The sequence below is a fragment of the Weissella sagaensis genome (assembly GCF_005405285.1).
GTDB lineage: Bacteria > Bacillota > Bacilli > Lactobacillales > Lactobacillaceae > Weissella > Weissella sagaensis.
Genome location: NZ_BJDT01000002.1, coordinates 50995 through 67245 on the forward strand (window position 1 = coordinate 50995; position 16251 = coordinate 67245).

At 33.2% G+C, this 16251-nt stretch carries 13 protein-coding genes and 3 pseudogenes; 2 read left to right on the forward strand and 14 right to left on the reverse strand.

Going from position 1 to position 16251, the window contains the following annotated elements; genetic code table 11:
- Positions 1-230 precede the first annotated feature (230 nt).
- Positions 231-1676, forward strand: coding sequence for a catalase (locus tag FFM55_RS02895; protein ID WP_137600467.1), 1446 nt, complete (start codon positions 231-233; stop codon positions 1674-1676).
- Between the two features lie 69 nt (positions 1677-1745).
- Here the strand turns inward: FFM55_RS02895 and FFM55_RS02900 are convergent, their stop codons facing one another.
- From FFM55_RS02900 to FFM55_RS02915, 4 genes are all read right to left on the reverse strand, one after another.
- Positions 1746-2390, reverse strand: a complete 645-nt coding sequence (locus tag FFM55_RS02900; protein WP_042492926.1) for a TetR/AcrR family transcriptional regulator — start codon at positions 2388-2390, stop codon at positions 1746-1748.
- A 4-nt stretch (positions 2391-2394) separates the two neighbouring features.
- Positions 2395-3498 (reverse strand): ABC transporter permease, encoded by a 1104-nt coding sequence (locus FFM55_RS02905; RefSeq protein WP_137600468.1) that lies wholly within the window; start codon positions 3496-3498, stop codon positions 2395-2397.
- Positions 3498-4220, reverse strand: a complete 723-nt coding sequence (locus FFM55_RS02910) for an ABC transporter ATP-binding protein (protein ID WP_042492928.1) — start codon at positions 4218-4220, stop codon at positions 3498-3500. Before FFM55_RS02910 ends, FFM55_RS02905 begins: the two co-directional genes overlap by 1 nt.
- A gap of 172 nt (positions 4221-4392) precedes the next feature.
- Positions 4393-5307: a magnesium transporter CorA family protein gene (locus FFM55_RS02915; protein WP_042492929.1), complete on the reverse strand. Its 915-nt coding sequence runs from the start codon at positions 5305-5307 to the stop codon at positions 4393-4395.
- A gap of 607 nt (positions 5308-5914) precedes the next feature.
- Here FFM55_RS02915 and FFM55_RS02920 point away from each other — a divergent pair.
- Positions 5915-6511, forward strand: a pseudogene (locus FFM55_RS02920) (site-specific integrase).
- A 100-nt stretch (positions 6512-6611) separates the two neighbouring features.
- Here FFM55_RS02920 and FFM55_RS10135 read toward each other — a convergent pair.
- From FFM55_RS10135 to FFM55_RS02970, 10 genes and pseudogenes are all read right to left on the reverse strand, one after another.
- Positions 6612-6893, reverse strand: a pseudogene (locus FFM55_RS10135) (restriction endonuclease subunit S); the annotation flags it as partial.
- 448 nt (positions 6894-7341) lie between these two features.
- On the reverse strand, positions 7342-8211 hold the full coding sequence (locus FFM55_RS02930) for a hypothetical protein (RefSeq protein ID WP_042492932.1): 870 nt from the start codon (positions 8209-8211) through the stop codon (positions 7342-7344).
- Between the two features lie 77 nt (positions 8212-8288).
- Positions 8289-9098, reverse strand: a complete 810-nt coding sequence (locus FFM55_RS02935) for an RNA-dependent RNA polymerase family protein (protein WP_137600469.1) — start codon at positions 9096-9098, stop codon at positions 8289-8291.
- A gap of 242 nt (positions 9099-9340) precedes the next feature.
- Positions 9341-10097 (reverse strand): annotated as a pseudogene (locus FFM55_RS09910) (DEAD/DEAH box helicase family protein); the annotation flags it as partial.
- Between the two features lie 177 nt (positions 10098-10274).
- A complete protein-coding gene (locus FFM55_RS09780) occupies positions 10275-10445 on the reverse strand; it encodes a hypothetical protein (protein ID WP_155982506.1) in 171 nt (56 codons plus the stop codon).
- 901 nt (positions 10446-11346) lie between these two features.
- Entirely contained in the window at positions 11347-12159 is an 813-nt protein-coding gene (locus tag FFM55_RS02950; RefSeq protein ID WP_240006004.1) for a hypothetical protein, read from the reverse strand.
- A gap of 232 nt (positions 12160-12391) precedes the next feature.
- Positions 12392-12610 (reverse strand): hypothetical protein, encoded by a 219-nt coding sequence (locus tag FFM55_RS02955; RefSeq protein WP_042492936.1) that lies wholly within the window; start codon positions 12608-12610, stop codon positions 12392-12394.
- A gap of 909 nt (positions 12611-13519) precedes the next feature.
- Complete coding sequence (gene gpmA / locus FFM55_RS02960; RefSeq protein WP_137600471.1) at positions 13520-14239, reverse strand: 2,3-diphosphoglycerate-dependent phosphoglycerate mutase; 720 nt, start codon at positions 14237-14239, stop codon at positions 13520-13522.
- Positions 14240-14317: 78 nt separating this feature from the next.
- Positions 14318-15331 (reverse strand): NAD(P)/FAD-dependent oxidoreductase, encoded by a 1014-nt coding sequence (locus tag FFM55_RS02965; protein WP_042492938.1) that lies wholly within the window; start codon positions 15329-15331, stop codon positions 14318-14320.
- Between the two features lie 35 nt (positions 15332-15366).
- The gene (locus tag FFM55_RS02970; protein WP_137600472.1) at positions 15367-16185 is read right to left on the reverse strand and encodes an SseB family protein; all 819 of its coding nucleotides are present in this window, start codon (positions 16183-16185) and stop codon (positions 15367-15369) included.
- Between the last annotated feature and the right edge of the window lie 66 nt (positions 16186-16251).

Sequence of the window (16251 nt, forward strand, 5' to 3'; positions counted from 1 at the left end):
TGGATTTGCTACTTTTTATATATTCTTTTAGATACCACCATCAGCCTCAGCCATTAAAAGCAATCGAATCAATTAGTTAAAACAGTCTTATAGCATGTATTTTTATATAAAATATATGCATTATAAAATTTATCTAATTTGCATAATACATAATTAACAGTATAATGACTTATATAGATGAACAAAATCTATATACTGTGTAATCAACAAATTAAAAATGGGGGAATACAATGAACGATAAGTTATCAACACAAGCAGGACAACCTTGGGCCAATAATCAACATAGTTTAACGGCTGGACAACGTGGCCCTGTCTTAATGCAAGACTATCAATTGCTAGAAAAATTAGCACATTTTGATCGTGAACGTATACCCGAACGCGTAGTTCATGCTAAGGGGGCTGGTGCCAAAGGTGTCTTTAAATTGACCCATGATATGAGTCAATTTACCAAAGCAAATTTGTTCAATGGGGAAAACAAAGAAACACCTCTCGCTGTTCGCTTCTCCTCAGTTGCGGGTGAATCTGGTTATCCTGACACAATTCGTGATGTTCACGGCTTTTCTATTAAATTTTATACAGAAGAAGGTAATTACGACATTGTTGGTAACAATACACCTATCTTCTTTATTAATGACCCACTAAAGTTTCCAGACTTTATTCACTCACAAAAGCGTGACCCACGAACGCATAAACGTGACGTCAATATGCAATTTGATTTTTGGGCACATTCCCCAGAATCAATTCACCAAGTTACCTATCTAATGGGTGATCGTGGTAACCCAGCTAGTTTGCGCACGATGAATGGTTACGGTAGTCACACTTATAAGTGGGTAAACGCTGATGGTGAACAATTCTGGGTAAAGTATCACTTTATCAGCAACCAAGGTGTCTCAAATATGTCCAATGAACTCGCTGCTAAATTAGCTAGCGAAGACACTGATTACCTACAAAACGAAATGTTCAACGCCATTGAAGATGGTGATTACCCTTCATGGACTCTTTCAGTTCAAATCATCCCATATCAAGAAGGTCTAGATTATAAATATGATATTTTTGATGTGACAAAGACAGTGTCTCATAAGGATTATCCGCTTCACGAAGTTGGTGTCATGACATTAACTGCCAATCCTGACAACTATTTTGAAGACGTCGAAGAAATTGCTTTTTCACCTGCTAATTTAGTACCCGGTATCGAAGCTTCAATGGATAAGTTACTACAAGGTCGTTTGTTCTCATACAAAGACGCACAACGTTATCGTTTGGGTGCTAACTATGAACAATTAAAGGCTAACCGTCCACGTAACGAAGTTCATAACTATGCTCGTGATGGATTTATGGCACAAGGCCAGGATGCTAGTGTTAATTACGAGCCAAATACACAAAGTGGACCAACTGAAGATCCCCATGCATCAATTACAGGTGACATGTTCCAAGGCATGACTGGTGCCTATGAACCATATGATACGGATTATTATTCTGCTGCTGGCCGTTTATATAACTTAATGTCTGAAGACGAAAAGCAACGTTTAGTAGACACATTTAAGAGCAATTTGGGTACCATTGATAGTCTTGAAAATAAGCAATTAATGGTCCAACAAACGGCCCGTGCTGATATGGATTATGGTAAGCGTGTTGCTGAGGCAATCGGTGTTAATATCGATGATGTAGAAATTTAGAAATTAGTATAATACCATGTTGCCAAAAACGGACACACTTATCAAAAAGTATGTCCGTTTTTATTGTAATTAATTTTTTCGAATGGCTCGTTGCGTAATCGTCGTTATTTTTTTGATAACTATTTCCGGTTCCTCCTGAGGCAATTTTAATTTATACTGTCCAAGGAAATGCGTTATAAATTGTCCAAGCACTAACTTAACAATATCACTAGGGACAATTTGCGGATCAATATCATCCGTTACATCTAGTAAGTGCTGAATCCGTTTGAAGCCGGGTGTCAGCTTAGGCAGTAACGTCTGTTTTAAATCATCACCAAATTTTTCATCGACTAATATCTGATTTAATAAGATAATACTAACTTGATAATTATCAATTAAAAAATAGTAACGATCACGTACAACATATGCAATCAAATCATCAATTGTCGTTGCATGTTCTTGCACATGATTAATGAATTGTTCACCAAAATTTGGCAACAATTGTTTCATCAATGGCTGCAAGATTGAATTTAACAATATTTTTTTGGTTTTAAAGTGTTTAAAGATTGTTGCTTCACTCAAACCAGCTTCACGTGCAATCATAGCTGTTGAAGTCCCTTGATAGCCCTGCTCAGCAAGTAATTTTATCGTTGCTTTTAAAATTTCCCGTTTACCATTGGGCATATCGGCATGATCTAACCATTCATCAAAATTCTTTCCTACTACATCAGTCATATAACTACACCTTTCGATAACGTTTCAATCCAATTATATTACCAACAGACAAAATAACAATAAATACGACTAACGCCACCAAGTTACCCAAAATATTATTAAAATCGCCACCCTTTAAAATAACCGTATTTAATGCAGAAGCACCATACTTTAGTGGCAAAATTGATGCTAACCATTGTGCCCAAGTGCCCATTGCACTTAATGAAATAAGTCCTGAAAAGAATAATTGCGGAATAACAACAATTGGCATAAATTGCATCATCTGGAATTCCGATTTTGCAAATGTTGAAACAAAAATACCAAATGACAGTGCCACTAACGCAATCAAAATCGTCGTCAACATCACTAACCAAATTGATCCGGCAACCTCAACATGTAACAAAGTTACTGAGAAACCAACAATTAACAAGGTTTGTACAATTGCAACAATTCCATAGCTAATCAAATAAGCAAACACAATATCTGAACGTTTTACTGGTGTTGCTAGTAACCGATCTAATGTTCCCAAAGTACGTTCTTTCAACAATGCCATGCCGGAAATCAAAAAGACAAATAAGAAAATAAAGAAGCCAATCATAGTAGGCATCATCTTATCAAAAAATGTTGAATTCCCATCCCCATAATTATAACTATTGTGTATCGTGGGTGATGACATTGATGACTGAATAACTTGTCTACCAGCTGGCAACTTTTCTTGCATTGTTTTAACAGCTTTAGCAAGTTGTGTCATTTTATTTTTGGTTAAAGCACTTTGTAATGCTGCTTTCGTGACATTTGTTTTACCAACATCTGTATTAGCATAAGTAACATACAAGTCACCTGCTTTATTTTCAATAATTGCATCAACTTTTTCATCTGTTAATGCCTTTTTTGCAGTTGTATCATTCTTATACGTCTTAACGCTTACATGATTATTATCATCTAACGTTGTTCGCACGACTCGTTCCACACCAACCGTACCAACTGTTGCATTGTTCGTTGTATTTACGTTGAACACATAAGATAACAAGGCTAATACAACTAATGGTGCAATAAAAATTAACGCTAGCGTTCTTTTATCACGTAATAATTCTTTTAGGACTCGTTTAGATATCGCTAATATACGCATTATTGTTCACCTTCCGCTTTCAAAAATACAGCTTCGATTGAATCTACTTGATAAGCATCTTCCAATTCTTTAGGACTTTTATCAGCAATAATTTTACCGTCTAATAATAAAACAACCCGATCCGTTAACTCCGCTTCATCCATTGCATGAGTGGTTACTAAAATAGTGCGCCCTGCTTCTTTAATGTGATATAACTCTCGCCAAATTTTTCTCTTTAAGCCTGGGTCAATACCAACCGTTGGTTCATCCAAAATAAGCAAATCCGGTTCTCCCAATAACGCAATCGCTAATGACAACCGTCGTTTCATGCCTCCAGAATATCCACTAACTTTTTTAGCAAGATGCTCAGTTAATTCAACAACTTGTGATACATGTTGAATTTCATTTTTAATGACCGCTTTTTTTATACCGTTCATTTGTGCAAAAAAGTATAAGTTTTCATAACCAGTTAACACGTCATACAATGCATCAGCTTGTGCCATATAACCAATATTATTTAGTAACTCACGGTTTGGCATTTGCGTATTAAATACGAGTGCTTGACCCTCATTTGCTTTTTCCATGCCTAAAACAATTTTGATAATGGTTGATTTACCTGCTCCAGAAGGTCCAATCAATCCGACTATTTCCCCCTGCTGAACATTGAAATTGGCTTCTTTTAAAACTGGCTGGTTACCGAAATTCTTTTGTACATTGTTTAAACTAATAATTGTCTTCCCCATGCAAAATATCTCCTCAAATTATTACGTTTTCACAAAGTAAGTAATCACTCACTTACTTATTTGTCTAAAATTCTATCATTTAATTTTTATGTTGTAAACGGTATGTCTTGCATAAAAATAAAAAGAGTAAATACAGAAAATTTACATTTCCATATTTACTCTCAAATAAAATTCATTTTCGCTTCTTAACTAGATACACAATAATAATAATTAAAATAGCCGTCATTATTATCGTCCCAAACCAAGCAAGATTGCCTTTTGCCAAAGGCAGATGCATATTCATCCCGTAGAAGCCCGAAATAATTGGTGGTACTGCCAGAATTAATGACCAAATTGTTAAAAAGCGCATTGTATCATTTAAAGTATTATTCAATAAATTATTATACGTATTCGATAAACGGTCCACCAAGTCAGCTGTATCTTGCGTCATTTGCTGGCTTTGCTTTGTCTCAATCTCAACATCTGCAATCAGATTTCGTTCCTTATCAGTTAAAACTAACTCATCCGTAGCATCATTTGCATTTATTTTTATCTGTTGAATCGCCATTGCATTATTATCGATTGCGGTCGTTAGGTGCACGAGCTGATTACTCAATGAAGATAGCCCCTTAATCTGACGGTTACTTGGATTATTATGGAATTTTGTCAACGCTTCACGGAGTGTATTAATCTCATCAATTTGATCCATATATTGATCATTTAATTGCCACAATAATTGTAATAACACAGTTAAAATGCTCAATGGCTTTGTCCCCATCTGGGCAAACAATTCATGTAATGTCTGATTAACAATATTGGTATTCTCTGGGACTACCGAAATTAACGTTTCTTCTGTCAAAATAAAACTAACTGGTACAACTTGATATTCATTAAGTTGATCATCCTTCACGATAACTTGCCATATCAACATCGCCATTTTCGTTTGATCATTATATTCAAATCGTGAACGTTCTCTAGAATCACGCACATAAGATTCAAACTTACTTGTTAAATGAAATTTTGTTTTTAATTGCTGCATATCTTCATCTGTCGGATCAGTCACATCAATCCAATGCTGACCATTTAACACAACATGTTCTTGATACATAAGCATTTATCCCCTTCTTTAACAACCTTGCATCTTTATTCAGGATGATCCACCTACTACTTCTCTACTGCCAGATTATTTTATACTTGTTCAGCCGTTAATCTAACTATATGACCAAATTGTTTCATCCTACACCTCAACATAACTATACCCGTTCCCACTTCCAGTAACATAGCGATTTCAAAACATTCATAAACAATTTGAATACGATAGGCACTTGCTCTTCCGATTTCTAAAGCACCATCCGTGCACAATATGATAATATCAATTATTTTCCCAAAAATCTGGTATATTTCATCTTTATTTTGCTACCTAACCATTCTGTAATCGTTGGAACAACATACTGGTAAATCATATCGTATACTGCTGTATATTCATTATTTTTTTCTAATACCAAATATTTCTCAACAGCTTTATCCTGTCACACTTAAAATATATACTTGATATTTCAATTCATACAAATATTTGAAAACTATTCTGTTGCTTTATGTAAGGCTACTCTTGATGATTAAATTACCTTACTAAAATTAGTTAAGTAATACTTTCAGGAGGTGACTATTATGTCACAAAAAATGCATTACTTTTTCATGAATACTATCACCAATGGATGAAAATTTATAAAGAGGGAACTGTTCTTAAAATAACCTATGCTAAATATCAACAAACTTACAAACAATTAAAAAAGTTAGTACCAAATTTATGATTAAGCGATTTAAATCAGCAAGTTTATCAGGACTTGTTAAATACTTATGCTGAGACCCATGAAAAACAAACGGTATTAGATGCTCTTGAAGAATGTCTTTTAACCATAGATGCAACAGGAAAAGTTGCTATCGAAGAAACTGTAACGCGACATCATAAAATTAAGTATTTCAATCAACAACAGCTAACAAAACTTCTGAATCAGCTTAACTTAGGTAAAGAACTTTCAATTGATTATTTTTTCCTATTAGTTGCAAAGACTGATCTTCGTTTTAACGAGGACTTAGGAATTACATCTGATGTCTTTGATTTATCACGATTAACCCTTTCTGTAAATAAAACACGGGACTATAAATCAACAAAAGTTTCAATCGCCTCAGTTACTCAACGACTCGGTCATTCAAACATGAATACAACACAAAGAACTTATTTACATGATACACAAGCATTAGAAAATGCCAATACTGATAAAATTATGCGTTACTTAAAAACGCTAATGTGAAATCAATAAACTATTACAAATAGTATTATTTAAGATCATGGATTTTCAAAAAAACATGATTTTTTTGAATCTATTTCCTAAGTCGGGTTAAAATAAAGCGTTAATGTAAAATTTCCTGAAAATTGAATAAACCAACAATCCACTGGTTAAAAGTTATTAGGTTATTTACATTGTCAAGTAGCTTTCCGATTTTCTCTTGCTCTTCTATAGATGACACACTAATCTCATATTTCTTTATGTCTGGAATGCCAAAGTTTGCTAAAATAGTCGACTCAGCATTACAAACATTTACTTCTTTTTTGAACTTTGGAGCCAAAAACGTTTTATTTAGAAAAAAGAGGGCAAAATTTTTATTCATTCGAAAATGAATAGAATAAAAATGATAGTGATAGACAAAAGTCTAGCAACCCAATATTGATATTCGGATTTTGTGATAGTGCATGTTATAGTCATTGAGAAATTAAAAAGGTACCTACTCCGCTTATAATTGCTTTGATGTTTTCATACATTGAATTCCCCCAATTTATTTACGCTAATATAGCGCCTAGTGTATCATTTATCAAAAAAACAGCTCCGTTATCTAATCGCTAGATAATGAATCCGTTTTAATAGGGTTTTATAGGGGCAATTTATATAATAACGGCCTCTTATAATTATTCTTCAAATTCGTATAATTCATTGATTTTTTCAAGTGTTGATTTTATATTTGAATTGAAATAACTAACATTCAGTAATATATCGGTCTTAACACTTGCTCCTAACATAACCTATCTATGGTTTTGTGGCTTAATTTATACGGATAGGCCTTCAAAAGGTTACATAGTATTTAGCTAATTATTGTTTTTTAGTAGAAACTCTATTATACCAAGTTTATCCCACTGAATTTTGTTACCATTATTTGAGATAAACAATTTTTTAATATCAGGACAAACCTTTCTTTCAGTTACTATCCAAAGTTTTGAGATAGGGAGCCACCATTTGGATTGAGAAATTGTTGCCCAGTATCCATCAGGGGACAAACTACTATTTGCTATATTAACAATTTCTGATTCAATGCGTTGATTGGTTTGTTTGCTGTTTTGCTTCAGCAGAACTGTTAAAACCAATACATTAAGGTCTGTTTGGTTTTTCTTTTTTTTGTACGCAGAAAATGCTTTAGATGTTTCTTTAGACGTACCTGCTTTACCCAAGGCATAGAAGTACCATACTTCTAAATCTGTATCAGAAAAGCTCTCTTCAATATAATCTAATTCTGCAAAAAGAGTATTCCAAATTTTGTGTCTAATAATTGGTATTGCAGTAGAAATAGCTGCAGAAATAACCTTGTAAATATGCATGGCTAGTACAGGTTTGACATATGTTACTTTTATTAAAAAAAGCATCAAAGATATCACAACTTTATTGTTCTTAAATTTTATGTTTTTGTTTTTTAATTGTTTTTCAATTATTGATAAGATAGCTTTTGCAGTAGGTATATCGCTTTCTGCAAGTAGATTAATAATAGTTTCTCTTAGGGTATTGTAATCTTCAAACAAAAACTGTTCTATATGTCCGTTTGTAAGAGTTTTTATTATAGGATAACGTTCTAAATGCGCTTGTTTTTGTATTTCAAAACCTTTATAGATTTGAAATTTGCTGTCATTAAAAGATAATTCATATTGCCTGAATAGTTTTATTAAATGGTGCTTTATTAATTCCAAATCAGAATTTCTTTTGAAAAAAAAACGATAATCATCAACATAGCGAGTAAAGTTAATATCTAATTTTAATTTGTTGATTAACTTGAATATTTTTTATCCAATGATAATTGAAACAATTCTGCGGATATTTTAGAGGAGATTGGCCCCTGTATTATCCCTTTTGTATGTGCATCATTTATTTTTTGATTGTACTCATCCAACCAAAGTAGATAATGTTTAAACGTTTCAGAATCAGTAATCCTAATTTTAGACAATAAATGTGAATATATGTTTTCGAAAAATTTACTTAAATCCATTTGCAAAACATATGGGTATGTTGACTCTATATTAAAACGCTGTAGTTTGCTTTCTTTAAAAAATCTGTTTGTTCCATCGTATCCTATAAAACCAACAGGTATATCGTCTTCAACTGTATCTTCGTCATATAACATAGATGAAAAAAGTCCGTCTCGACCAATTATGGGGGATTCAGAATGACTTGTTTTGCCATTTAAACGTTCTTCAGTAGAGTACAATTTACTAAGCACTGAATTTGCAATAATGAGGGTGTTATATGTAAACATTAATGAATGCTTTATATTTGGTATCGCCATTGGTCTCCAAGAATCATTCATTTTTATCGTAAAAAACTTAATTGATTCAGCAGCCCAGTTATTTCCATAAATATATTCTGGAGGTTTAATTCCATTATTAAGTCTTTTAATTAATTTGGTTGATGACTCTATAGTAAAAAGTGTTTTTTGGGGATTATTCCGCAATTCTTTAATTAATTCATTAGAAGAATATTCAGTGATCAAATTATTAAGCAATGGAGGTAATTGCGTAGAAAACATACCATTCAATAGAGTATATGGATCAGAACTTTGTTCAAATAAATAAGTATCCATTATTTTCACATCCTAACATGGTTAAATTTTATTCTTACCCAAAAATGCCTGGTGGCATTTTTTTAAATTATTAGCGTTGTTCAAAGTTGGTTTGTCGTGCTTATTTTGTTTAGAATTAATAGCTGTAAATTTTTCAATTTTCCTTTCAACAATTAATTGTACTTATTGTGATTGATCCAATAGTTTTTTGCATTGATTTTAATTGTTCATCTGGAAACTTTCTTTGCGAAAGTCATTTGTGTCTTTATTTTCCGGTTTAGTTCATGACCATTAACAATTTTGATTCTGTTTTCAAAGCTTTTATAAGCAATTGATTTAAAATTTCCAAAAGTTTAATTGACTAGCTTCACACAATCAACAATACATCTTGGACACGTGGCATTGATGCTAATAACCGTGCTACTTTAAATGACGTTACTGTTTTACCTGAAACGATTGTATGTCAAACGTAACCGCCTTCTCTCTCAATAAAATCATTATTGTTTATTTCACACATACAATCTAAAATTTTTCGAGTTGCTTGAATTTGATATGACCGCATGACCATCAAATTGTCATTGGCTGCATTTGAAATCATGTTGACGGTAACAAGGCGGTGTAGTGCTGGAATGCCCATTACTTCGTAAATAAATGCCATCATGTCAGTAACATCTTTTCCATTTTCATCTCGCCAACCAAAAACAAAGTCATGATTATATGATCGTTCATTTTTGGGACGCACGAGATAGTGCGCTGAGTGCTGGGATAGAATAAACTGCACCTGTAAAAAAAAGAATCCCGTATACATCCCATCACTATCATATTTTTGTAACTATTCAAAGGTAGCGTCCCACCTGCCAGCAGCAGTTATACATCATAGAGTGTCTTATTTTGATTAAGAATATCACGCCAATGATTATGTAATCTATCGACTTTCAATCCTGAATAATTGCTTAAATACTCCCAGCCTTTATTTCCTAATTTTTGAATTACGGCTTGTTCAAACTTATCTCCTGCCATTCTTGATTATCCCTCTAATAATCTTTTTTTATACGCAATCACTTTAATCATTTTACCATAATTCAATTTCTATATTTATGACATTCAAATTTCTCTAATTTGGGGAGCTTTTTAAATGGGAAGCGGCGTTCTATTGAGGAAACATAGCTTACAAATTAATATAATTTTTTATCATATCTAACTTAGATCATCTTGTGAATTTCTATTTCTTGACTCTTCAGAAATTAATTCATTAGCAATATAGGCTGCTGTATCTTCAGATATATCATCTGCCGTATTGTTTTCAACAATGCTACCAACGTATAGCGGAATAGAATTATATTCCACTATTTTGTTAACAAACATCACAAATAAATACCCAAAAGCGATACAGGCAGTGGTATCTTTTATTTTCGAAAATGATAAATATAACGTCACCAAGTGAGAGACAAATTCCTAATCACCTATTGCTAAAGAAAAATAGCCAAATATTAAAAATATTTGTGCAACATCTTCTAGTTCGTACATTATTTTTCCATAAATCGTACCCCTTATATCTCATAAATTGGCTCAATGACAAAATTGCCGTGTCTCCTTACTTACATTGTACACACTATTTAATCCCCCTTTACTCATATTTGGAATGCTTTTTTCGAGGAGGTGTTAACCAAGAGAATATCTTTATTCACAATCTTACTTATTTTGAACAAAAGCAATAATAAGTAATTGACAATTTATAATACTTTTTGGAGTCAATTATAATCAGTTTTAACCCAATCCACCTTATCAGCAATCTTCACTACTCAATGTCAATATCACACATCAATATCCATAAACTCTAGCATAGCAACAAAAAATGACCCTACTACCAAATTAGTAAGGCCATTTTATTAGCTAATGACTTAGCTATGATTTCTTTGTATTCTTCTCGAATTCTTTATCGGTGCTTATTAATTCAATGAAAACGTTGATAGCAAGAGGAATACGAGCAACAAGTAGCCTATTTCAAGTGCCATTTAGTGTTTTTTTTAAGTCAATTTTGAGCAGTCTCCTACACATATTATAATCAACTACTCCAATAAAAGTTGGAACTAACGCAAGATATTTTTCAAACAACCCTATTTCCCTCTATGTTAGTACATTTTTTACCGTTTCAAATTTTTATTCATAGAAAGTTCTACCATCGAAAATATGATAATTTTTTTGACAGTCGTTACAAGTCTCAAAGATACTAAGTACCTCCAAAATCACATTCTCAATGTCTAATCGTTTACCTATTCTTTTGAACATCATCCTCAAGGTACTTAATTGCCAAAACCACTAGTGACAAACACCTACTAAACAAATAATCATAATGATTGGGATCCGTTATATCTTGTTGACTCGTTTCATGGTGTCTAATTCCAAAATTATTACCAATATTGGTTAAATTTTTAAACTCAGAATCAAACATTTCATAAAATTTGGTATTTCCATGAGACATAGCCTCTAAAATTTTATGACTACTTCTTTTTTTATCTAACGCTGTATAATAAGTTTTTAATCTTTCAAAAGCATCCCATATTTTCTCTACTGAATCTTGACGAGCTAAATTATTAGGCGTTCTGTATAAATCAACAGCATCTCTTAAAAGACTACGTAGTCCATCTTCTGGTATCATACTTATTTCCTTATCGAGGCTATCAGTAATGGCACCATCCTTGATTTTTCGTTCAATTATTTTCTTATCGGTAAGTGTATACAACAACCCTATTTCCGTAAAGAAATCATTAACTTCATTTTGAAATATCTTAAACACCCTAGCAGTATTGTAAGTAATAATATATCTATAATTTTTATATTTTCCATTATTCCAATTTTCATCTATATCGCGAATATTTTGTGCATAGAATTCAATTAAATCCAATAATGCAAACTGATCATAATCATCCGTTATTTTAGGAGATGCTATCAATCCCGCTTCATTTCGAAAAAGATTCGGAATTCTGAAATGAATCTCTTTATCATAAGTACTTTCATCAAAATCAATATATCTTTCCCCCGTAAATCCATAATAATTTTCTTGAGGAAATTTTGAAGTCAAATTTTTTCTATACCTACTACACAAATTAAGCAATAATGCATACGCGTCTTCATTATACTATAAGTACTAATTTTGGGCAATCTTTTCCCATGTCTTTCAGAATATAAGTTCATTCATTTCTCCTAAATTTTCGCATTTAATCTCTCAATTTATTACTAATAATAACTCCAATTAATTTGTATATTTCTATCGTGTAACTGCAAAACCAATCAAATACTATTTAAAAACATCTCTAATCTTCATTAAGCAAACTTAATTCTTGTACATTCAAATTTTGCATTTTATTTCTAGGAAATTTAGCTATTGCAAACTTATTAATAACAGGCTTTAACACAACATTTGCTCCAAGTTCCTTATCTAACTTTTCATTATCTATTATCATTTGTGAAGACACAATACCAAGCCTGTATTCATCTTGAATTTTATATGAACTACTTTTAGTTACCAACATAGCTTCTCCTATTTGCTCTTTATTTACTTAACCATTCAGAATTTACAGTTCAAAATTTACCATTTTCTCTTCATAGTTTTTCAAATATTTTACTTCTCTGGAAAATATATCACTTTTTTCTAAAGCCCCACTGCGTTCACCGGTCATAGCATTCCAAATACGCTGCTTCAATAATTCGATATTAGATTCTGGAATAAAAACAAAATCACGCTTTTTTCTGTTGCTTCCTCGTTATTAATTAATACTTCTGCTATATCATTCCTTAAATAACCATCTTCATCAAAATAATTTTTAGTAACTTTAGTAAAACTAGTTATAAAAGCAGGCAACGCCAATCTAAACTGAAATAATGCACCTTCATAACAATAATTTTTTTAAATTAAAAAGTCCCCCATATATTCGTCATCTATGAACTTAAAGTAACCGATCGTTGTGTAAATTAGATTCTCCCTTGAATATAAAATTTTCGTAAACAGGCGTACATTCATTATAATACTTATATCAATGATTAACATTTTTCCCATCATATATACATACGTATGTTTGATGCATATCACTTTGCCATTGTGCCACGAACCGTGATAAACCTGCTTGTTTAGCAGACAAACACTTCATATCAATAACACTAGTACTAATTGAACTATTATTTTCAGAACTCTCTTGGACTTTGTAACTACTTCCTTTTCCACTTTCATTGAGAGAATGTGATTTTTTTCTGCCTTTTTTGGATAGTTAATTTTGTTGCTTGGTGCTTATTTGGACTATCGTTAAGTAGATAATATCCACTCCGTCCACGTGAGAACGTCTTTTGAAACTTTTAATTTAAAATTTTTAACTATATTTATCTGCCCTAGCAAATAAAAAGACTACCAACATCACTGTCAGCAGTCTCATTAATTTATTTTCTAATTAAGCTTCAGGCTTCAAGATGTCCTTTGATGCAACGTTCAAATCTTCATCTAGTTCATAAACCCAAGGTTGACCATTAGCAATTTCTACACCCATGATATCTTCATCAGAAATTTGTTCAACGTGCTTTACTAAGGCACGCAATGAGTTTCCGTGGGCACCGATAACAACGTTCTTACCGTCCTTCAATGCCTTTGAGATATCTGAATCCCAAAATGGCAATACACGATCCAATGTAACCTTCAAGTTTTCACCCTTAGGTAGTTCACCAGCTGGTACATCATGGTAACGACGATCCATTGCAGGATATGACTTACCGTCGATAGTCATTGTTTCAGCTTGATCTTCTAGTAATGGTGGCAAAACATCGTATGAACGACGCCATTGATGAACTTGTTCATCACCCCACTTAGTTGCTGCATCAGCTTTATTCAAACCTTGCAAAGCACCATAGTGGCGTTCATTTAAACGCCATGACTTAACTTCTGGTACCCACAATTGATCAGCTTCTTCCAAAGCCAAGTGCAATGTTGTAATAGCACGTGTCAAAACTGACGTATAAGCTTGATCAAATTGAATGCCCTCTTTAGCTAACAATTGTCCCGCTGCTTTTGCTTGCGCAACACCTTTGTCACTTAACTTTGTATCAACCCATCCGTTGAATAAGTTTAATGCATTCCATTCACTTTGACCGTGACGAATTAAAACCAACTTTGCCATTGGTACACCTCTTTTTTCTATTAGTTTTCGTTACTATTGTATCAAATTTCACGAAGTTTTAGTAGTTACTGATATTAATTAGTGTTTAACCGTTCCATCTTCAACTGTTAATGCTGTTGAATGTGCCGGTCCCTTAACATCAGATAAAATATGTGTCATGAGATCATTAATTGCCGTTGGGGCTTCACCAAAACCAGTGGCAATAACATCATACTTACCAGAATAAACGGCAACATCACCAATTGCATAGACATTTGGTACTGTAGTCGCCATATTTTGAGTAACCAAAATTTTATTTTGTGCATCATATTCTGGCTTAATCGCCCAGCCAGCCATAATTTTATTTTCTGTTTGAAAACCATAGCTAATGACAATTTCATCAACAATAACGTCCTTGGTCTCCTCTGATCGCGCCAATTGTAACGTCACCAACAATGCCCCAGTTGTATCTCTGGTAATTTGTTTAATGGTATAAGGTGTTTCTAACGTCACTGATGAATCTGACAACTTAGTTAAACTATGTTCAAGTGCCCGGAACTTGTCACGACGATGTGTTAATTTAACGTTTTTTGCAGTTGTTTCTAATTGTAGTGCCATTTCGACTGCTGAATCACCACCACCAGCCACCAACACACGTTTATCTGCAAAAAGCTGTAAATCATGAATCGAATAATGAATATTTTGGCTAACATTATCACCTAAAATTTCATCCGCAATTCGACGTGGCTCAAAAGCACCTGCACCAGTCGCTAATAAAACACCCTTTGTATGAAAAGCATCTTGTTTATCGGTCTTAATTTGGAACCCATCACCACTTGAAACAATATCTGTTACAGTTGTGCCCAATAACACTTTTTGTTCAAATTGTTCTAGTTGTTTTGTTAAATCGGTCACGATGTCTTTTCCTAAAACATTCACATATCCCGGAATATCTAAAATGGTTTTTTTAGGATAAAAATTTGTAACTTGGCCACCCAAATCCGCTAAACTTTCAACAATAACAACCTTTAATTCACGTAGACCTGCATAAAAGCCTGCAAACATCCCAACTGGACCAGCTCCAACGATTGTTAAATCAACGTCTTCATTCATTACTTCATACCTTCTAACATCTTGACTTATAACGTTTAATCTAACGTACGATTGTATAGACTATCAAATTCAGATAAATCAACTTGGAAATCATCTGCAAAGACAATATCTACACCACTGCCTTCTTCACCTGACTTTTCTTCAAATGTCGTGGCGATTTTTTGATACAAGGCCTGCACGTCTTCACGATTAGGACCATTCACTACCAACAAATAGTTTGATGTCTGTGCATCATTATTTGTTAACCACAATAAATGCATGCTCTCGATTACACCCATTGCGTCATCAGCAATCCCAATTAAATCATAACGTAATGGTGTCGGAATAATTTCTTCAGCAGATGAAATTTCCATATCACTGTCACCTGCGTTTTCAGATGCATTTTCTGCTTGTTGTGCATCTTGGGCGACCTGTTGTGCGATATAAGCGATATTGTCTCGCGTAATCGGCATACCATTAGTAAACGGATTAAGTGCTAAGCCTTCTATGCTTTGTGAATCATCATTTTGCAAGATTGGCAAATAATCTGACAAGGCCATGGCCCAAGGATAAACTGGTAAATCTGATTCAATTGGTTTTGCATTGTAAGCATCTAAATCAGTAAATATTGGGAACACCCCATTACCGTCTTCCAATTCAAACGTCAATAACTGCATTTGTGCATTTTCTGGAATATCAATGCTACCATCTTCTTTAATTTTTGGTTGCTCTGAGAAATTTACAGGTGCAATAAAGACAGCATCAATCAATGCTTGGATAAAATTATGTTCTGTAACCTCGTTTTGTTCTTCACGAAAAACTGCTATTGCATCAAGCAGCTTATCATTGCGTAATTCTTCATCTTGGTTATCCATGCGTGCTTATTCTCCTTAATTCTTTCTCATCTCTTTTTAACAAGTATAACGGATATCACTATCTTT